The organism is Thiohalocapsa sp. ML1 (assembly GCF_001469165.1).
Taxonomy (GTDB): Bacteria; Pseudomonadota; Gammaproteobacteria; order Chromatiales; family Chromatiaceae; genus Thiohalocapsa.
The window spans coordinates 159,998-180,126 of record NZ_JABX01000002.1; the positions used below are offsets into that span (position 1 = coordinate 159,998).

Sequence of the window (20,129 nt, forward strand, 5' to 3'; positions counted from 1 at the left end):
CGTTCACCGCCTCAGGCTCGCGCCCGCGTCTCGGCCGCGCCGTGCTCGGCCAGCAGCTCCGCGACCATGCCCAGCATCACGTCGGTGTCGAACTGGGACTTGGTCACGTAGCGGTTGGCACCCGCCTCCAGGGCCTTGTCCCTGTCCTCGGCGCGGTCCTTGTAGGACACCACGACGATGGGCAGCGCGCGGAAGCGGTCCATGCCGCGCAGCGTGCGGATCAGCTCGATGCCGTTCATGCGCGGCATGTCGATGTCCGTGATCAGCATGCGGTAGTCGCCGCCGCGGGCCTTGTTCAGGCCGTCCATGCCGTTCACGGCGGTGGTGACCCGATAGCCGGCCTGCTCCAGAAAGTGTCGCTCCACCTCGCGCACCGTCGCCGAGTCCTCCACCACCAGCAGGTGCGGCTCCTGCTCCGGCGGCTCCGGCGGCGCCAGGCCAGCGGCCGGATACCGGGCCGGCAGCGGCGCCTGCGCGGAAACCCGACCCGCCTGGCCGGCGTGCTCGTGCATCTGCTCCAGGAGGTCCGGCACGTCCAGAATCAGCGCGAGGCCGCCGTCGTTGAGCAGCGCCGGCGCGGCGACGCGGCGCACCTTGCCCAGGCGCTCGTCGAGCGGCCGGCTCACCAGGTCCAGCTCGTCGGTGACCTCGTCCACGGCCAGCGCGTAACGGCTGTCCGCCTCGCCGAGCACGATCAGGTGCTTGCGCGCCAGGTCCGCGTGCACCGGCGCGAGCCCGAGCATGGCGCCGAGCTGAAACAGCGGCAGCGTCTCCGCGCCGATGCGCACGGCCATGCGGCCCTGCACCTCGCGCAGCCGGTCGGGGTGCAGGCGCTCCACCCTGGCTACGTCGTGCATCGGCAGGGCGCAGCGCTGCACGCCGAACAGCGGATGACGGCCGGCCACCACGAGCAGGCAGCGGGTCAGGGCCAGGCTGAGCGGCACGCGCAGCTCGAACACGGTGCCGCGCCCCGTCTCGCTGTGCACGCCCACCTGGCCGCCGGTGCCGTCGAGCACGGTCTTGACGATGTCGAGCCCGAAGCCGCGCCCGGACGTGGTGCTCACCTGCTCCGCGGTGCTCAAGCCCGGCAGGAACAGGAACTGCATCCGCTCCTCCAGGTCCATGGCCGCCCACAGCTCCGCGGTGGTGTGCCCGCCGTCGATGACGCGGCGCTTGAGCCTGTCCTGGTCGATACCGGCGCCGTCGTCGGCGACGCGGATGCGCATCATGGAGCCGAGTTGGCGCGCCTCGATGTAGAGCCGCCCGGCGGCGGGCTTGCCGGCGGCGGCGCGCACCGCTGCGGTCTCGATGCCGTGGTCGATGGCGTTGCGCACCAGATGCAGCAGCGGGCTCCTGATCTGCTCCAGCACGGCGCGGTCGATGCGGTTCTCGGTGCCGTCCAGGCGCAGCTCCACCTGCTTGCCGAGCTCCCGGCCCAGGTCCCGCACCATGCGCGGATAGTCGTCCAGCAGGTCGCTGAGCGGCACCAGGCGCGCCTGCGTCACCTCGCTCGCGAGACCGTCCACCAGATGCTGGAGGCGGCCGTCGAGGCGGTCCTGCCCCTCGGTGAGGGCATCCAGGCCGCCGCCGACCTCAGCGAGCAGCGGCAGGCGCTCGCGTAAGAGCTCCAGCAGCGCATCGCGTCCGCCGCCGTCGGCCACGACCCGATTGAGCTGCTGCGTGGTGCGCCCGAGCAGCCGCTTCAGCGCGACGATCTGCCCGCGCTGGGCGTTGAGCGCGCCCACCGCGACGGTAAGCTCGCCGGAGAGGCGCTGCAGCCGGTCGAGCTGCTCGTAGGCGACGCTGGTGCGCGCGCGGTTGGGGCGCTGCTCGGGGCTGACGCGCGTGTCGGAGACGGCGCCGGAGCTGGGCTGCGACGCGGCGGCGGGCTGCGGGCTGCGGGCATCCGCCGGGGCGAGCTCGGGGCTTGGCGCGACCGGCCGCGGGGGCGGCGCGGGGCCGATTGCAGCCTCCTGCGCGGCGTGCGGCGCGCCGGCCGGCGGCGGCGGGCAGTCGCCGGCGGTCGCGCCGGCGCCGAGCGCCGCGAGATGCTCCAGCAGCCCGGTGCAGGCGGGCAGCGGCCGGTCTGCCAGCAACGCGTCGAGCAGCACGCGCACCCAGCCCAGCGCGCAGTCGGCAGCGCGGCGCTGCGACGCGCCGGCCGGGGCCGCGTCGTCGGCGCCGTCCGCATGGAACAGCGCCTCCACCGCGCCGGCGACGCGCCGAATCGGATCGCAGCCGATGGCCCGCGCGGCGCCCTTCAGCGTGTGGAAGACCCGGCGCAGATCGCCGCCGGCCGAGTCGGGCTTGGCGAGCAATGCGGCGGCTTCATCGAGATGCGTCTCGGCCTCGGCGCGGAAGATGGCGATGAGATCAAGCCCGTCGCCCAAGTCGAAGCCCGGGTCTGCGGGCTCGGCGCCTGCGGCTGTCGTCTCCGGCGCCGCCGGCGGGCCGGCGCGATAGGCTGCGACCCGCGTCGCGAAGTCGCCGGGGTCCGGCAGCGGCTGCCCCGCGAGGCGGGCGGCGACCGTGTCGCGAAACAGGTCCACGGCGGCGAGGCTGAGATCCACCAGCGCCGGCCGCGGCTCGGCGCGGCCGTCGAGCACGTCGTGGTAGACGTCCTCCAGCAGGTGCGCGACGGTCTTTTCCTGCTCGAAGCCGATGGCTCGCGCCGCGCCCTTCAGCGTGTGGAAGACGCGCATCAGGGCCTCGGTGTCCGCGCGCCGCGGGGCGGCCAGCTCCAGCGCGAGCGCCAGGCGCGTGGCCTCCTTGAGGTTGGTGTCCACCTCGTCGCGAAAGATCTCGACCAGCTCGCTCACGGCGTGTCGCCTCGGGGTGCGCCGCAGGCCGGCTGCTCCAGGAGTCCGTTGAAATCGGCCTGTCCGGCGCGCGGCGTCAGGCCCAGGGCGGCGAGCTCGTCGGCGCCGAGCAGGCGCTGGAGCGCCAGCTCCTGGATCAGCTCGCCGTCGAGCTGCCACAGCGGCCCGCGGCCGTGCCTGCCGGCGCCGGCGCCGGGCGTCGCCTCGCGCCGCGCGGCGGCGTCCAGCACGACGATGCCGAGCACCGCGTCCACGGCGATGCCGAGGTCCGCGCCGTCGCCGCCGTCGGCGCCCTGCGCGTCCAGCCTGACCCGCAGGATGCGATTGCCGCGCACAAAGCCGGCGCGCGGCGGCAGGCCTAGCCCAAGTTTAACTGGTATGCCCGCAATCCCTTCCAGTTCATAGAGTTGCTTTGAAGAAAATCAGCGAGTGGCACTACAAGCGCGAGATTCTTCATGTTCGGCGACTCAGACGAGCATCTTGCGTACTCCGCCCGGACTGGGGTCGATGCCAAGGGCCTGGTAGATGCGGTACTGCTCGGGCTCGGCCTGCGTGGTCTTTCGCACATGCAGTGCACGGCCGTCGGGGCGGCGGAAGGTCGCGGTCACACGTACCTGGCCGTTGAGGGTCTCGCGCAGGCGCTTCCAGCTCTCGTGGATGCCCTGCATGGACAGGCGCCGACGGATCAGCTGCACGAGCTGATAGGCGAGCACGGTGATGAACAGATGCCCGTCGGCGCGCGCTTCCTTGTGGTGGAAGATCGGGCGCAGTCCCAGCTCCGATTTGAACGAGCGGAACACCGCCTCGAGGTCGGTGAGCATGATGTAGGTCCGCCACAGTTGCTCGCCGTCCCAGCCGAGCTCATTGGTGCGCAGGCAGTAGACCCCGGGATGGGTGTCCATGGTCCCCGCTACGGGCCGGCGCTCCCAGCGGATCGCCTGCGCCGTCTCGCCGCCGGCATCGGCGACGATCTCGATGTGGTAGTGCTGTCCGGCGCCGCGGCTGCGCTCCTTCAGGCGGCCGATGCGCTCCCAGAGCTTGTCGATCCGCTTGGTGGTGCGCGGGCGGCTCAGGCCCTCGTGCAGGGCTTGCAGCGCGGCCTCGAAGCGCTGGGCGAACCGCGCGCTGATGCCTGCCTCTTTGCGTGCGCGCGACTCGGAGTAACAGTACAGGCGCACCTCCCCGGCATCGGTATCCTCGACCCGCTGCACGGCGACACGCTCACCGCCGGCCGTGAGCAGATCCATTGCGTCGCTCGCGTCGAATTGGCGCCGGCGCTCGCGGCTGACCACCAGATAGCGGTAGCCCTGCGCGCCCAGCCAAGCGACGTTCTCTTCGGTGGCGATACCGCGATCCATCACCACCAAGGCCCCGGCCGGCGCCCCCAACCCCCGCAGCATCTCCTCCAAGGTGTCGCCTTCGACCACGTTGCCGTCGAACACCTGCGAGCGGCGCACGAAGCCGCTGCCGTCGAGCACCAGCCCCAAGGTCAGCAGCGGACAGTCGCTGCGTTTCTCCTTGGAGTGGCCGCGCCGGGCCTTGCGGTCGCTCGGCGCCTCGCCCTCGAAGTAGGTATTGGTCAAGTCATACAGCGTCACCGTCCAGTCGAGCCCGAACAGCTCGCTCACGCGGGCGAACACGGCCTTCTCCAGCGCCGCGCGATGGCGCATGAGCACATCGCCGGCCCGGTAGAGCTGCATGAGGCTCATGGCCTCGAAGTCCACATCGAGCAGCTCGCCCAAGGCGCTGCGCGCGCACAACCACCGTTGCGTGGCCAGCTCCGAGCCCGGCGCGGCCATGCGCCCCACGATCACGCCCACGACGGCGGCGCGTTGCGGCGCGGTCAGTCCCAGCCGTTCCAGCAGGGCGACGAAGTCCACCTGTGCCAGCGCCCACAGCCCGAGCGCCTCCACCCCCACGGTGCGCGGGCGCGCGAGCGTCAGGGAATCGATCTCGACGCTGTGCACCTCGGCACTCGGCTGCGCGCCCGGCGCCGGCTCGGCGCTCGGCGCCTGCGCGCGCGCCAACAACTGCGCCGCCAGGCGTTGCGCCTCGCGCTCGATCAGCAGCGAGCCGCAGCCGCCGAGCAGGACCTCTTGGCCGCTCTGGATCTCCTCCAGGCGCGCGCACAACGTTGGCCAATCCGCCTGCGGTATCGCGAAATGCCGGCCCAGGTTCAACAACGTGACTTGCCGGACCTTCCCCCCCACGCGCTGCGAGCGCACCAATCGATACGTGTAGTAGCGCTCGCCCGTGGCGGTGTTGCGCGTGTGGGTGCGGCGGATATACATGCCCCAAACGCTAGACCACGGCACGCCGCAAGGCAACCGGCCCCTTTGAATGTTATGGCACTACTTCGCCTGCCGAGGCACCTGTGTACAAAGGGATCGGGCACTTACCGGCCAGAAACGGCGAATATCAATGGGGCCAGGTTAAATATGGGCTAGGCGCGCGCCGAGGTCGATCACCGGCAGCGCGATGCCGCGCCGGTTCAGGAGCCCGAGCAGGAACGGCGGCGCCGCCGGCACCGGGCGCAGCGTCGCCGGCATCAGCACCTCCGTCAGGCCCGCGAGCGGCGCCAGGTAGGCGCTGCCGCCCGCGTTGAAGACCAGGGCCTCCATGGGCCGCCTCAGACGCGGAACACGGACACGGCACTCGCGAGCTGCGTCGCCATCGCGTTCAGCTCATAGGTCACGGAGCGGGTCTGGCTCGCGGCCTTGGCCACCATGTTGGCGGATGAGAGCATCTCGGTGGCGGTGCTCTGGACCATGCGCGAGGCGTCCGACTGGCCGCGCAGGCTCTCCAGGATCATGTCCATCTGCTCGCGGATGCGCTCCATGCCACGGTTGATGCTGGCGAGCGCGTCGATGGATTCGCGCACCAGGCCGACGCCGTGGCGGATCTCCTCGGAGGACTTGTCCATGGCCAGCGCCGAGGACTCGGTGGCGCGCTGGATGTCGCGCACCATGCCGTTGATGTTGCCGGCGGAGTCGATGGAGCGGTCCGACAGGCGCCGGATCTCGTTGGCGACCACCGAGAAGCCCTTGCCCATCTCGCCCGCCTTGTTGGCCTCGATGGAGGCGTTCAGCGACAACAGCGTGGTCTGGTCCGCGACCATGGAGATGGTGGCCACCGCCTCGTTGATGTCGTCCATCTTGTCGTTCAGCGCCTTGATGCGCTCGGCGGTCTGCTCCGTGGACAGCGCGATGGCGTCCATGGACGACAGGATGCGGGTGGAGGACTGGTCGGACTCGTTCAGCGTGTGCGCAATGTCGCCGACGCTGCCGCCGACGCTCTCCGACGAGGACAACAGCGTCGCCGCGCTCTGGGACATCTCGTTCAGCGACGCGGTGAGCTCGTTGACGGCGCTCGCCTGCTGCGCGGCGGAGCTCGCCTGCTCGGTGCTGGCCGCCTGGATCTCGTTAATGGATGAGGACAGTTGCACGCTCGCGCGCTGGATGCGCTGCACCAGCGCGAGCAGGTTGCGCCGCATGTGCTCGAAGGTGGCGGCGAGCTCGCCGAGCTCGTCGCGGCTGTCACTGCGCACCGGGCGCGTCAGGTTGCCGCGGGCGATCTCGCGGGTCGCGGCCACCAGCAGCTCCACGTTGCGGACGATGGGCCGCGGCACCGTCACCAGCACCAGCAGGCCCACCGCGGTGCCGATGGCGGCAGTGATGCCCACCAGCCAGCGCGCGCCCGCGCCGAGCGCGCGCAACGCCTGGCTCTCGTGGTGGATGTCCCGCCAGGCGTCGGCGGCGAGCTGCTCGGCGTGGGCGAGGAGCCCTTCGCCGCGACTCATGAGCGCGCGGGCCTGCTCGGCCAGGGCGGCGGCCTCGGCGGCGGCCGCCGCCCGGTCGGCCTCGGCACGTTGGCCGGCTTCGCGCAGCAGCGCGCCGTAGGCGAGCAGTTGCTGGCGCACCGTGGAGAGCCCGTCGCGCACGCTGCGGGTATCGGCCTCGCGCCCGAGCGCCTGTGCCTGCGCCAGCACCTCGGTCAGGCTGCCGCGGGCGGCCTCGGCCAGCGCAACGTCGTCCTCGGCGAGGAAGCGCTGCACGTCCTGTGCGATGCGCCAGAGCGCGCGCTCCAGCTCAGCCAGCCGGAGCCCGAGATCGATGTCGTCAGCAGCAGCGGTTGTACCCGCGCGCTGCCAGTGCGCGGCGCCGAGCGCGGCGAGCGCCTCCAACGCCGGGGCGAGCCGCGCCGCCAGCGCATCGCCCCGGGCCGTCTCGGCGGCCTGCGCAGCGGCGCGCCGTGCCGCGGCGGCATCCAAGACCGCGACCTTGGCCTCCACATCGGCGGCGTAGGCGTCGAGCAGCTCCGCCATCGCCGCATGGCCGGCGGCGAGGTCGCCCGCCGAGGTCTCGATCTCCGCCGCCCGGGTTTCAAGATCGCGCAACGCCTGCCGCGCGGCCTCCAGGCGCCGCTGCAGGCGCGCCTCGCTGCCGCTATCGCCCCGCTCCAAGGCCTGCTCGGTCTCATACAGGCGGTGGATCGCCGTGACCAGGTTCCCGGTGGCATGCGCGGCGTTCGCGTGGGCGCGCAGCTCCTCGATGCCGTTGGCGGCGATGTCGCGCAGCGTCAGCACCGACACCAGGCCGAGCAGCAGGATCACCGCCGTCAAGAGTCCCAGGCTCAAGAGCAGCTTGAGCCGGATGCTAAGCCCGCGCCGGGCGCGTGTCGCGCCGTCTGGGTCGCGCTCGAACAGGCCCCCGTTGAAGCCGCCCTCGTCGCGGTTGGCGGGCCTCGCCGGCGCCTGTTGCTCGGCATCGAAGGGGATGCCGCTCTGCACGCCGTCGGGCTCGGGCACGACGAAGTCGTCGCCTTGGTCTCTGTCGGGGTATTTCGGCTGGACGCTGTGCGATTCGCTGCTCATGGCGGCTCCTGTGCGGCCTGAATCGGCGCCCCGGTGCGTAGCCGGGCCGCCCTTGTCGTGCGGGGCCATCGGCTGGGGCCGATGTGCCCGGCTGCTGCTGTCGAGTGAGGCGCAGTGTCTGCCGGACCTGCGCAGCGCACCGTGCGCGGTGCCTCAGAAGCAGGCATCGGCGCCGGCACGCCTGAGGCCGCCGACGTCGAGCAGGGTCAGGGCGCCGCCCGCGTGCTCGCCGATGCCGACACGGCGGATCAGCGCCGCGGTGTCGTCGCCGCCCCGGGCCTCGAAGGCTTCCGGCGCCAGCGGCTCGATGGACTCGACCTGATCCACCGGCAGCGCGGTGCGCCGATCGCGGGTGTCGCGGATCACCAGGCTGCGGTTCTGCGGGCCGAGCCGATGGCTCGCGCGGGTGCCGAGGGCGGCGGCCGTGTCGAGCATCGGCACGATCTCGCCGCGGATGTTGACGAGACCGAGCACCAGCGGGCTCGCGTGGTCGAGCCCGATGCCCACCTCCACCTGCGCAACCTCGTCCAAGTCGGCGAGCGGCACCGCGAAGCGCTCGCCGCCGACCCGAAAGATCACATGCGCAGTGCCGGCGCCGGTGTCGGCAAGCTCGGTGTCGGTCCGCGCGTACTGCTCCGCCCAGTGCCGGAGCTCGGCAGCGGTCAGCGGACGCTGCACTGCCGCGGTAGCCGACGGCAGCGCGGTGCTCGCGGCAGGGTCGGGGGCCGACGCGACAGAGGAATGCGGCGGGATGGAAGGGGGCGGAGCGGAGTCGGGCACCGAAAAAGCCTAGCTGCACATCAGGGGTTTCCCCAACCAGTATAGACGTACCAACGGGGTACGGTTACTCGGCTGCGGCCGCCCGACGCAAGCAGCAGGGCGACGAGTCGTGCCCGGCGCTTGAGGCATTCAGCACGCGCAGCAAGAGGCGCAGGGTCTCCGCGGGGGGTTGCTGATCCGCTCGTCACGGCGAGGCACCCCCAACTTCAGGGACTGCGCGACGCGCGTCCGTGCCGGCGCGGACTGGGAGCGCCGGCTTTTAGCCGACTTCGCGCGCCGGGGGCTCGATGCCCCCGGCGCGCGACCTGCGGCGCTGGAGCCGGGCGGTCGCCCGTGCCGCTCAGCTCGGCGGGCGTCCCCGCATCTGCCCGCATACCAACCGGGACGGCGCCGCCGCGGCATTGAGCCGCGGCGGCGCCGAGCCGGCTGGAAAGCCGGCGATCCCAGTCGGCCGCGCGGCGGCGAGCAGGTGAGTGTCCAGGGTGGCGGGACGGGCCAGCTTTGCAGGTCTTGGACGCGGCGCGGGAGCGCCGGCGTCGCGCAGCAGAAAATTGGGCTGGACACCGTGCCGGCCCGCACTGGGAGCGCCGGCTTTCAGCCGGCTTCGCGCGCCGGGGGCTCGATGCCCCCGGCGCGCGACCTGCGGCGCTGGACCCGGGCGGTCGCCCATGCCGCGCCACTGGGCGGGCGTCCCCGCATCTGCCCGCGTACCCACCCAGACGGCGCCGCCGCGGCATCGAGCCGCGGCGGCGCCGAGCCGGCTGGAAAGCCGGCGATCCCAGTCGGCCGCGCGGCGGCATCACGCTGCCCGCAACAGAAACGCGACTTTCACGGTGTCGTAGGGAAACTCGATCTGCCCAATGCGCTGTTTCAGCCCGGCGTAGGCGTCCTTGCCGGCCTCGCCCAGGGTACCCCGCGGGCGAGCAGGTGGGCGGAGACGGCGATGGCGATGGGAGTTGGGTGGCGTCGAGCATGATGGCGGGGTCCGTGCGTCGGGCGAGCCCGACGACGCTTCTCCCCGCGCGCGTCAGCCGTGCGGGTCGGTGGCGGCACCGGCCGCGGCGGACTCGGGCCAGAAATCCGGCGCCAGCACTTGGCTCTGCGTGAATGGGCATCGCTCCGGGAAGGCGTCCTCGTCGAAGGGCGTCTCCTTCACGGCCTGCTGCACGGCGCTGAACCAACTGGCCTCGAACGCCTCGTCGAGCTGGGACTTGAGCCCCGGGTTCTTCCGGAGCAGGCGGGCAATGCGGTAGCGCTGTTCCTTGACGGTCGCGCGCCAGCTTTTGCCTTGCCGCTCGGGCTGGTGGCGCCACTTCAATAGATGGGCAATGAGGACGGCCAAGCGGCTTTCGAGCTCGCGCTCCTGGCTTGCGCCCATGTCCATCAGCTCCTCGATCAGGTGCTCGGTGTCGAGCTCATCCAGGCGACGCTCGCTCAGCAGGGCGGCCTGCTCGCGGGTCCAGCTATAGAAGTCTGCATCGTGCAGGGGCGTGCTCATGTGCTTGGGCTCTGCCTTGGGTTGCAGGACATTCTAAGCGTCATGCACGGTGGAGGCGACTGTAGACGGCGGCGATGGGATGTGGCGGCGGCGGGATGGACGCCGGCTCTGCGGGGGAGCCTGGGCTTGTGGAAGAGCCGGCTGAAGCCGGCGTACCAAGCAGCGGCCGGCTGAAGCCGGCGTACCCGGGGGCGGCCGGCTGACGCCGGCGTACCCGGGCGCGGGGCTCAGCAGACGGCGGCGAGCGGGGGTGTGGGCACGTCGCGGGTGTCTTCGTGGCCGCAAAGCAGCTCGCGCTCGAAGGCGGGCCAGTCGACGCGGGCCCCCAAGTGCTCGGCCACCAGGCGCATGTCCTGCTCGGCGTTGCCCAAGCAACTGGTGCCGCCGGGGGACGGGGTCATGTTGAAAACGATGCCGTGGCCGTCAATGATCTTGACCTCGCCCATCTTGAGCTCACGGGTGCGCCGGTCGATGAGCTGCGGGCGCACGCCGCCGAAGCCGTGGGCGTATTCGATATCTCCGGCCGTGAGGTCCGGCACGATCTTGCGAATCTCGCGCACGAAGAGCCGGCGGTTCAGCCACGGCACCTCGTAGAGGAAGTTGCGCAGCACGTAGTTGCGGATGTCCCGGACCTTCATGAGGTCCCAGAGCGTTGCGATGACGTCGCGGTCCAGGTTCAGCACCTGGAAGAAGTCGCGGATGGTGGCCGGGTTGTAGCGCTCCAGCATCGGCAGCATCAGCGCGGTAGGCCCGAAGCGGGTCTTGCCGTCGGTGGCGATGTCGCGGTCGCCATGCACGGCTGCGAAGGGCAGCTTCGGGTTCTGGACGGTGTAGACCTTCCCCTCCAGGGCCTCGGGTGCGAAGTAGAAGGACCCGGCCATGGGCAGGCAGGAGTATTCCGACCCGAACCCCATCTTCTGCGCCATCAACAGCGAGTGCCCGCCGGCGCAGACGACGACGGCGCGCGCGAGCATCGGGCCGCGGCTGGTCTGCAACACGTAGAGGCCGCCGTCCTTCTCGATGCCAGACACCTCGGTGCCGTAGAGTTGGCTGACGAGCCGGTCGCTGCTGCGGTCCATACGGACGCACTGCGCCGCGAAGGACTCCGCGAGCGCCTGGAAGTCCACGGCGCAGTAGTCGTCCGGCGTGCCGGTGGCGACGATCTCGTCCCTGCGCCAGGTACCGTCCACCAGCGCGACGTTCGGCTCGATGTCCGCGATGTCGCGGCGCTCCAACAGCCGCATGCGCGGGTACAGACTGCGGAAGGCCTGGAAGCGCCCGCGCAGGTAACCACATTCGCGCGCGCCGACGCCGAGCACCATTTTTGGCATCGTGAAAATGATGCGCTCGCGCTCGCGCGCCGGCAGCTTGGTGGCGTAGTTGACGATCATTGAGGCGGTGCGCTTCACCGCCGCGGCCTTCTCCAGGCTGTAGTTGGTCTCGATGTCGCCGCAGTGGATGGTCTGGCTGTTGTTGTGGGCGTGCGAGTTGACCTGCGCCGGGCGCTCGCGGCGCTCCAGCAGCAACAGGCGTTTCAGGTCCGTGAACCGCGCCAGCTCGTAGAGCAGGGCGGTGCCGGTGACGCCGCCGCCGACGATGATGCAGTCGTAGTGGGTGGATGCTGTCATGGCGCTTAAGGCTCCCCGGGCTAGCGCCGCTGCTCCGTGCCGATCACGGGCTTGCTGCGCTGCAACATTCCCTGCACGTTACCCGAGAGGTACCACACTAAAACAGCAAATTATTTCTTTTTTATGTATTGACTGAACTGATCATAGGCGCGTGTACACCTTGATTTGCGGGTAAGTCAAGCTTGACGACGACAGGTCGGGGAAAGGGCCAAGGGCAGAGGGAGCCCGCCTCGGCCCTCGGCCCTGCGCGAAGCGCTGCCCGCCCGTGCTGGTCTGAGGCTCCGCTGCGCTAGGTGCCGCCGCGCAGCGCGGCGCGATAGGCGCGGATGGCGTCGTAGGCGGTGGGCTGATCGAGAAAGGTGGCAAGCTGCGCCAAGTCGATGCCGGGCAGCACCAGGCTTGCCGCCACCGGCTCGTAGCGCGGTGCATCGGGCCCGTCGGTGCGCAGGCTGTAGGGGGTCAGGACGTCGCGCTTCCAGTACCAGACCTCGGCCACATCCAGTTTGCGATAGATCTCCAGCTTGTCGATGCCGCCGGAGGTCCAGACCACCTCGATGGCGAGATGCGGCCGGGAGGCGTCCTCCGCGCCGAAGATGTAGCACTCGTCCGGCTCCACTGCGCGCTCGTCCGGCTCGGACTCCAGCGTCCAGCCGCCCAAGGGCCGGAACGGGATCTCGTGCTCCAGGCAATAGGTCTCGACAAGGCGGCCGATCACGGACTTGATCGACTCGTGGCTGCGCGAAGGGCTCATGATCTCGACTTCTCCTTTGAGATACGCCAGTCGGGGCGCCGAGTGCTCCCCGCGCATCGCGAGCAGCCGCTGCCAATCGGCCCAGTCGATGTCGTGCAGGCGCACGATGTTGTCCGGCGCCAGGCGCGGGTCCTTGGGCTCTGTACGGATGGCAAGGTCGTTCATGATGTGTCCTGCATTGCAGCCAACGCGCCGGAGCATAAATCTGTCGCCCAAGCATAGCCCCAGGGACGGCGCGGACCAACCCGGCCGCCGGCGCTGGCGCCGCCCGGCCGCCGCGTCTCCCAACACGGGCCAGATGTCTGATAGTCTGGCCGATTTCCAGCGCCCTAGAGCCGCGCCTGCTGCACCGGCGCCGCCGAGGAACCCTCAAGCCGTGACCGATTACAAGCACACCCTGAACCTGCCCAACACCGGCTTTCCGATGAAGGCCAACCTGGCCCAGCGCGAGCCCGAGATGCTCAAGCGCTGGCAGCAGGCCGATGTCTACGCCCTGGTGCGCGCCGCCCGCGCCGGCGCCGAGCGCTTCGTGCTCCACGACGGCCCGCCCTACGCCAACGGCGAGATCCACATCGGCCACGCCGTAAACAAGGTCCTGAAGGACATCATCGTCAAGGCGCGCACGCTCGATGGGCTGGACGCGCCCTACGTGCCGGGCTGGGACTGCCACGGGCTGCCCATCGAGCTGCAAGTCGAGAAGAAAAAGGGCAAGCCGGGCCAGAAGATCAGCGCGGCGCAGTTCCGCCAGGCCTGCCGGGACTACGCCGGGCGGCAAGTGGACGGGCAGCGCGAGGACTTCAAGCGCCTGGGCGTCCTCGGCGACTGGGAGCGGCCCTATCTGACCATGGACTACCGCTTCGAGGCGGACATCGTGCGCGCGCTCGCTCGCATCTTCGAGCGCGGCCACGTCCACAAGGGCTCAAAGCCCGTGCATTGGTGCATCGACTGCGGCTCGGCGCTGGCGGAGGCGGAGGTCGAGTACGCGGACAAGGAGTCCATGGCCATCGACGTGCGCTTTGCGGTGCTGGACGAGGAGGCACTGCTGGCGCGCTGCCACTCGGTGCCGGAGGGTCACGGCGACGGGCCCATGTCCGTAGTGATCTGGACCACGACGCCCTGGACCCTGCCCGCCAACCAAGCCGTCGCACTGAACCCGGAGCTGGAATACGCGCTGGTCCAAACCGATGGGCAGGGCAGCATGGAGCATGGCCGCGAGCGGCTCTTGGTCGCCGAAGGCCTGCTCAAGGACACCATGGATCGCTGGGGCATCGAGCACTATCGCGTCATCGCCTACGGCCGCGGCGACGCCTTCGAAGGCTTAAAGCTCCAGCACCCGTTCTACGACCGCGAGGTGCCCGTGATCCTGGGCGAGCACGTGACGCTGGAGGCCGGCACCGGCGCCGTCCATACCGCCCCTGGTCATGGCCTGGAGGACTACGTGGTCGGCAGCCGCTACGACCTCGCCGTGGACAACCCGGTGGGCGGCGACGGGCGCTTCCTGCCGGACACGCCGCTGTTCGCCGGCGAGTCGGTCTGGGACGCCAACCAGCGGGTGGTGGACACGCTCAAGGCCCGCGGCGCGCTGCTGCTCGGCGCGCGATTTACGCACAGCTACCCGCACTGCTGGCGGCACAAGACGCCGATCATCTTCCGCGCCACGCCGCAGTGGTTCATCAGCATGGACCAGCAGGGGCTGCGCGCGGCGGCGCTGCGCGAGATCGGTGGCGTGCGCTGGATGCCGGACTGGGGCGCGTCGCGCATCGACGGCATGGTGCGCAACCGCCCGGACTGGTGCATCTCGCGCCAGCGCACCTGGGGCGTGCCGATCCCGCTCCTCGTGCACAAAGAGACCGGCGAGTTACATCCCGAGAGCGCCGAGCTGATGGAGACGGTCGCCGCACGCATCGAGCAGCAGGGCGTCGAGGCCTGGTTCGAGCTGCACCCGGCGGACCTGCTCGGCGAGGCCGAGGGCGCGATGTATGAGAAGGTGCACGACACCCTCGATGTCTGGTTCGACTCCGGCGTGACGCACGCCTGCGTGCTGGAGCGCAACGACGCCGAGCACGGCTGGCCGGGCTTAAGCGCCCCGGCGGACCTGTACCTGGAGGGCTCCGATCAGCACCGCGGCTGGTTCCAGTCGAGCCTCTTGACCTCGGTGGCCATGCACGAGCGCGCGCCCTACCGGCAAGTGCTCACCCACGGCTTCACCGTGGACCAGCAGGGCCGCAAGATGTCCAAGTCCTTGGGCAACGTGGTCAAGCCCCAGGACGTGATGAAGACGCTGGGGGCCGACATCATCCGGCTCTGGGTCGCGGCTACCGACTACCGCACCGAAATGGCCGTCTCGGACGAGATCCTCAAGCGCACCGCCGATGCCTACCGGCGCATCCGCAACACCGCGCGCTTCCTGCTCGCGAACCTGCACGGCTTCGACCCGGCGGAGCACCTGGTGGCACCCGCCGACATGATCGAGCTCGACCGCTGGGCCGTGGACCGCGCCTTTGCGCTCCAGCAGCAGATCATCGCGGCCTATCAGGACTATCAGTTCCATCTGATCTACCACCGCATCCACAACTTCTGCGTCGTGGACCTGGGTGGCTTCTATCTGGACGTTATCAAGGACCGCCAGTACACGACCAAGGCGGACAGCCTGCCGCGGCGCTCCTGCCAGAGCGCGATGTACCACATCGTCGAGGCCATGAGCCGCTGGCTCGCCCCCATCCTGAGCTTTACGGCGGACGAGATCTGGCAGCACATCCCCGGCGCGCGCGACCCGCATGTGTTCACGGCCACCTGGTACGAGGGCCTGTTCGCGCTCGACGCGGACGACGCGTTCGATCGGGACTTCTGGCAGCAGGTGCTCGCCGCCCGCACCGCCGTGGCCAGGCACTTGGAGGCCGCCCGCACGGACGGGGTCATCGGTGCCGCGCTGGACGCGGAGCTGGACCTCTACTGCGCACCGGCGCTCGCGGACATCCTCGGGCGGCTTGGCGATGAGCTCCGCTTCGTGTTGATCACCTCGGCGGCCCGCGTGCACCCGCTCGCGCGGCGCCCGCAGAGCGCCGCCGACACCGAGCTTGCCGGCCTCGCCGTGCAGGTGAGCGCGAGCCCGCATGCCAAGTGCGCCCGCTGCTGGCATCACCGCGCCGATGTCGGCACCCACGCCGAGCACCCCGAGCTGTGCGGGCGCTGCGTCGACAACGTGGACGGCGGCGGCGAGGTGCGGCGCTTCGCGTAGCTGCTCGGCGCACCGCCGAGCGCTGCCGCCGGCACCCCGACGCGCGCGCGGCCGGCGGCGCCCGCCCTGAATCACGCTCGCCGCCCCCATCCGTCGCACCCGTTGCACGCCTTGCCAGCATCGGCCTCGCGCTGCGATCACGCCATCGACCGGCCGTCGAATGACCGACCGGTTATTCATCAGCATTCGGTTATCTCGCCAACAACGCGTTCGGGAAATCGTATTGGGGTTTCCCGCTCTATCCTCGGGCAGTCATTGCAAGCCCGCAGGCCGCGCGATTGAAGCCGCTGAGGAGTCTCCGGGATCATTGCCGGCAGGAGCTCCATCAGTATTTACTAAACTAATTGATTAACGGAACGACAGAATAGGCGAAACGGATCAAGCCGATCGGAAATAAAACCCAAGCTCGCCTTGACTCCGGTCAATAGATCTATATCCTCATCAGCCACGCTTATCTGGACAAAACCGGACAGACAGGGCCGGCAGGTTACGGAAAACACTGAGCAGGAATCATGCGTTCGCTGCACAAGCAGCAGCTTGACCGACAAGCCGAGTTGCTGGTCAATGCCCGTTCGCTCCCCTGACCTCAGACCAGTCACCACGCGTCTAACGGACGACAAGCAACGGTTCCGCCGGACAGGTGCCGGCAAGACCGCCGCGGCGGGCGCGTGCCCGATCGGCGGCGCAGCAAAACGGCGGCGCCAAGCGCTCGCTGATAAGCCAAACGAAAGGTGGAGTGATTTCATGTCCGAAGTGAATAAGAGCAGGCGCGATTTTCTCGCCTTCAGCGGCCGGGCCGGCATGGCGACACTGGTCGCCCAGGCCGTCGGCATCAATCTCGGCATCGTCGATGTCGTCCGCGCCGAAAGCGGCGGCAAGCTCGACCCCTTCCGCTTCGCCATCATCAGCGATGCGCACCTCTACAGCATGGACAATCACAAGTTCGATCAGCAATTGATCGACGCCGTGAACAAGGTCAATGCGATGAGCCCGAAGCCGGACTTTGTCCTATTCGGCGGTGACGTGGCGCAAAACGGCACCGAGGACCAGCTCGTGAAGGGCAAGGAGATCCTGTCCAAGCTGGAGATGCCGATGCACATCATCCCCGGCGAGCATGACTGGTATCTCGACATGGGCGACGCCTGGCGCGGCCTGTTCGGTGACGAGACCTGGTCCTTCAACCACAAGGGCGTTCACTTCATCGGCCTCAATTCCATCCTGGTTCGGGACTTCTGGACCGAGGCCGGACTCTCGCCGAAGGAGCGCATGACCGTGATGGAGATGCTGGAGAGCCCCATCCCCGGCCCCTGGGGCGTGCACGAGCAGCAGTTGGAGTGGCTCGCCAACGACGTCAAGGACCTGGGGCCCGGCACGCCGATCGTCATCTTCACCCACTCGCCGCTGTGGGATTACTACCCGCGCTGGAACTTCCAGACCTCCGACGCGCCGGAGATCCGCGAGATTCTGTCGAAGTTCGACAACGTCATGTCCTACCACGGGCATGTTCACCAGACGCTCTACAACCGCATCGGCAACATGTCGTCGGTGGCGGCCATGAGCACCTCCTGGCCCTGGCCCTACCCGCCCGTCGAGCTGGCCTTCCCCGAGACCCGCATGAACCGCGCCGACCCGTCCATCGCCACCGATGGCCAGGGCGTGCAGATCATCGACCTCAACAACGAGTTCCAGGGCCTCGTGCAATACAAGCCCTTCGAGGATTCCCTGACACCGTTCATGCAGGACGGCTTCACGGTCTGATCGCGACGCCCCGCCCCCGACACCCGGGGGTACCGGCCGACACAAAGCGTCACGCCGGCGGCAGCAGCCGCGGGTTCGTGGGCGGCTACGCGCACGGGCAACGCTGTCGGTCGGCCATCACTTACTCGAGGAGCTAGTCCAATGACAACCAGCACTGCAATCCGCCGCGCCGTCGGCATCGGCGGTGTTGCCGCGGCGGCCATCGTGGCCAGCGGCGTCTTCGCCCGCGCCCCGTTCACCGAAGAGGAGCTTGCCCAGCAGATGGACGCGCTCTATGAGTCCGTCCAGCTTGGCTACGACATGTGGCACGGCACCAAGCCCAGCATGGCCACCAACGGCCTCGCCTGCGGCAACTGTCACCCGGACACCGCGGCCTCCAACCCGCAGACCTTCCCGAAGTACATGACCATGTACGGCAAGGTGGTGCAGTGGCCGGAGATGGTGAACTGGTGCATCGAGAACCCGCAGCTCGGTGAGCGCATCGACCCCGCCTCCGACGACATGACCGCATTGGCGGCCTACGCCATGTACCTGCACCGCGGCATCCCGATCCAGCCCGGTCTCGCATCCCAGCAGACCTCTGGCGTCGTGGTCGAGCACGGCACCGGCTTTAAGCGCGAGCCCACCGGCCTAGGGGTCGATTCACGCGACCACACGCCGACACCCAACTGATCGGCCCCGGGGCGACGGAGCGCCCCGCCCGACAGAACCAGCCCAGATCCATGACCGCAACCGGTGCCCCCTTGATGCGTGCCCTGCTGCCCCTTGCCCTGACCCTCTGCCTCGCGCCCCAGACCGGCGTGCACGCGGAGCAGCGCTGCGACACCAGCAGGTTCCCGCTGTCCGCGCCCACCGAGCGCTTCACCGACAACGGCGACGGCACCGTGACCGACACCGCCTCGGGGCTCATGTGGATGCGTTGTGCGCTGGGTCAGACCTGGACGGGCGAGACCTGCACCGGCGCGGCCGAGACCTTCGCTTGGCCCGGCCTCGCGGGCGCCGCCACCGCGATCAACGACGGCGGCGAGCACTTTTTCAGCGACTGGCGCGTGCCGGGGCTCCGCGACCTCGCGATGATCGCCGAGCGCGAATGCCAGGACCCGCGCATTAATCTGACAGTCTTCCCGAACACGCCGCCCGCCTTCTACTGGACCGGCACGGAGCGCAAGGGCGACCCGGACGACCGCGCCTACGCGCTCAGCTTCGGCCCCGAGGGCGTCGAGCCCCACGCCAAGGACATGGCCCACCTGCTACGCCTCGTGCGCACGGCGCAATGAGCCCGGCCACCGCCAACCACGCGGCCACCGGGCCGGGCGGGCTTGAGCGCCGCGGCTTCATCGCCTGCGGTATCTGGCTCGCGCTCGCCGGTTGCGGCCTCATCAGCCGGGCCGAGGCCAGTCTGGCGCCGCCGGTGGACAGCGTCGGCGCGGCGCTGGCGGCCATCGCCGGCAAGGGTGCGGCGTCCGATAACGCCGAGGCATCCGATAACGCCGTGGCATCCGATCTGGTTCAAATCAAGCTGCCCCAGCTCATCGAAGACGGCGCCGTCGTGCCCGTGACCGTCGGCACGCAATTGACCGGCGTGCGCGAGCTCTACGTGCTCGCCGACATGAACCCGATGCCCATTGCCGCGCAGTTCCGGCTCGGCGCCGGCGTGGCGCCGCGCATGGCGCTGCGCGTCAAGCTCGCCGGCAGCGGTCGCGTCTACGCCGCGGTGCGCACGGACGCGGGGTTGTTCTGGACCGCTGCCGACGCCGTCGTTGCCGTCGGCGGGTGTAGCTGAGGGGTTGCGGGCTTCAAGCTCGCACCATCGGAAGATGACCACGGACATCCGCATCCGCAGCCGGCGCCGCGACGGCGGCATCGACGTGACGGTGCTGCTGCGCCACCCGATGGAGTCGGGGCTGCGCAAGGACGCGGCGGGTCGGCCGCTGCCGGCGCACTTCATCACGGACGCGACCGTTAGCGTGGACGACCGGGTCGTGCTGGAGGCGACGCTAGGCATCGCGGTGTCGCGCGACCCGCTGCTGACCTTCCGGTTGGAGCTGGACCTGCCCGCCGACGCGCGCATTGCCGTGCGCTGGCGCGACAACCTCGGCACGGAGCAGCAGGCCGAGACCCGCATCGGCTGATGCGATGCGCGAGACCGAATTCCGGAGCCCCCGGCATGCACCGCCGGCGCATCCGGCCCATGCGCGACGCCGACCGCCTGCCGCGGGGCGTCGCCAGCACCAAAGCGATAAGCCAAATCGAGGAGTAGCACTGATGACCCCCAACAGCCGTCGCACCTTTCTGTTCCAGCTCGCCGCCGGCGCCGCGACGCTCGGCCTCGGCCGCTTCGCGCTGGCCGAAGAGGCCAAGCCCGCGCTCGACCCGAACGACGCCTATGCCAAAGCCATGGGCTTTGTCGTCAACACAGCCGACGCCGATGCCGCGAAGTTCCCGAAGCACAGCACCGACCAGTCCTGCGTTAACTGCCAGCTTTACTCCGGGGCGGACGGCGCCGAGCTCGGCCCCTGCTCCTTCTTCGGCGGTCGCCAGGTGCCGCCGACAGGCTGGTGCCGCAACCACAAGCCGAAGGGCGCGCCCGCCTGAGGCCCGCCCAAGCGCACCGCTCCCGGCTCCCCGACAGCGTTCGGACCCGGGCGCGGCGCGATCGAGCAAAGGAGTCGAGCCCACGGCGTCATGCCGTGGCCTGCGACGGCCGCTGCGGCAGGCGCGCCCACGGCAGGGACAGGATGCCGGCAGCCGTCAGATTCACTGGCAGCCTGAACGGTGCACCGA

At 69.9% G+C, this 20,129-nt stretch carries 16 protein-coding genes; 7 read left to right on the forward strand and 9 right to left on the reverse strand.

What is annotated here, in order from left to right:
• Positions 1-11: 11 nt before the first annotated feature.
• From ML01_RS02010 to ML01_RS02050, 9 genes are all read right to left on the reverse strand, one after another.
• The gene (locus ML01_RS02010) at positions 12-2,819 is read right to left on the reverse strand and encodes an Hpt domain-containing protein (RefSeq protein WP_058553722.1); all 2,808 of its coding nucleotides are present in this window, start codon (positions 2,817-2,819) and stop codon (positions 12-14) included.
• Complete coding sequence (locus ML01_RS29485) at positions 2,816-3,154, reverse strand: hypothetical protein (RefSeq protein WP_058553723.1); 339 nt, start codon at positions 3,152-3,154, stop codon at positions 2,816-2,818. The genes ML01_RS02010 and ML01_RS29485 overlap by 4 nt, the downstream gene beginning before the upstream one ends.
• A gap of 132 nt (positions 3,155-3,286) precedes the next feature.
• The gene (locus tag ML01_RS02020; RefSeq protein WP_058553724.1) at positions 3,287-5,110 is read right to left on the reverse strand and encodes an IS1634 family transposase; all 1,824 of its coding nucleotides are present in this window, start codon (positions 5,108-5,110) and stop codon (positions 3,287-3,289) included.
• 141 nt (positions 5,111-5,251) lie between these two features.
• Positions 5,252-5,440, reverse strand: a complete 189-nt coding sequence (locus ML01_RS02025; RefSeq protein ID WP_058553725.1) for a chemotaxis protein CheW — start codon at positions 5,438-5,440, stop codon at positions 5,252-5,254.
• 8 nt (positions 5,441-5,448) lie between these two features.
• The gene (locus ML01_RS02030) at positions 5,449-7,692 is read right to left on the reverse strand and encodes a methyl-accepting chemotaxis protein (RefSeq protein ID WP_058553726.1); all 2,244 of its coding nucleotides are present in this window, start codon (positions 7,690-7,692) and stop codon (positions 5,449-5,451) included.
• A gap of 153 nt (positions 7,693-7,845) precedes the next feature.
• Positions 7,846-8,370, reverse strand: coding sequence for a chemotaxis protein CheW (locus ML01_RS02035; protein ID WP_058553727.1), 525 nt, complete (start codon positions 8,368-8,370; stop codon positions 7,846-7,848).
• A gap of 1,129 nt (positions 8,371-9,499) precedes the next feature.
• Entirely contained in the window at positions 9,500-9,970 is a 471-nt protein-coding gene (locus ML01_RS02040) for a DUF29 domain-containing protein (RefSeq protein WP_058553728.1), read from the reverse strand.
• A gap of 227 nt (positions 9,971-10,197) precedes the next feature.
• Positions 10,198-11,598 carry an FAD-dependent oxidoreductase gene (locus ML01_RS02045; RefSeq protein WP_058553729.1) on the reverse strand — a complete coding sequence of 467 codons (1,401 nt, stop codon included), beginning with the start codon at positions 11,596-11,598 and terminating at the stop codon, positions 10,198-10,200.
• Between the two features lie 289 nt (positions 11,599-11,887).
• Positions 11,888-12,514, reverse strand: coding sequence for a Uma2 family endonuclease (locus ML01_RS02050; RefSeq protein WP_058553730.1), 627 nt, complete (start codon positions 12,512-12,514; stop codon positions 11,888-11,890).
• Positions 12,515-12,725: 211 nt separating this feature from the next.
• Here ML01_RS02050 and ileS point away from each other — a divergent pair, with 211 nt between their 5' ends.
• The 7 genes from ileS to ML01_RS02085 all read left to right on the forward strand — a co-directional run bounded on the left by ileS (position 12,726) and on the right by ML01_RS02085 (position 19,940).
• Positions 12,726-15,587, forward strand: coding sequence for an isoleucine--tRNA ligase (ileS, locus tag ML01_RS02055; RefSeq protein WP_058553731.1), 2,862 nt, complete (start codon positions 12,726-12,728; stop codon positions 15,585-15,587).
• Between the two features lie 744 nt (positions 15,588-16,331).
• Entirely contained in the window at positions 16,332-17,345 is a 1,014-nt protein-coding gene (locus tag ML01_RS02060) for a metallophosphoesterase (protein WP_058553732.1), read from the forward strand.
• Between the two features lie 141 nt (positions 17,346-17,486).
• Complete coding sequence (locus ML01_RS02065) at positions 17,487-18,017, forward strand: c-type cytochrome (protein WP_058553733.1); 531 nt, start codon at positions 17,487-17,489, stop codon at positions 18,015-18,017.
• A gap of 50 nt (positions 18,018-18,067) precedes the next feature.
• Positions 18,068-18,622, forward strand: coding sequence for a DUF1566 domain-containing protein (locus ML01_RS02070; protein ID WP_058553734.1), 555 nt, complete (start codon positions 18,068-18,070; stop codon positions 18,620-18,622).
• Positions 18,619-19,128 (forward strand): thiosulfate oxidation carrier protein SoxY, encoded by a 510-nt coding sequence (locus ML01_RS02075; protein ID WP_058553735.1) that lies wholly within the window; start codon positions 18,619-18,621, stop codon positions 19,126-19,128. The genes ML01_RS02070 and ML01_RS02075 overlap by 4 nt, the downstream gene beginning before the upstream one ends.
• A gap of 34 nt (positions 19,129-19,162) precedes the next feature.
• Entirely contained in the window at positions 19,163-19,477 is a 315-nt protein-coding gene (gene soxZ / locus ML01_RS02080) for a thiosulfate oxidation carrier complex protein SoxZ (RefSeq protein ID WP_058553736.1), read from the forward strand.
• 133 nt (positions 19,478-19,610) lie between these two features.
• Positions 19,611-19,940, forward strand: coding sequence for a high-potential iron-sulfur protein (locus tag ML01_RS02085; RefSeq protein ID WP_058553737.1), 330 nt, complete (start codon positions 19,611-19,613; stop codon positions 19,938-19,940).
• The last annotated feature ends 189 nt before the right edge of the window (positions 19,941-20,129 follow it).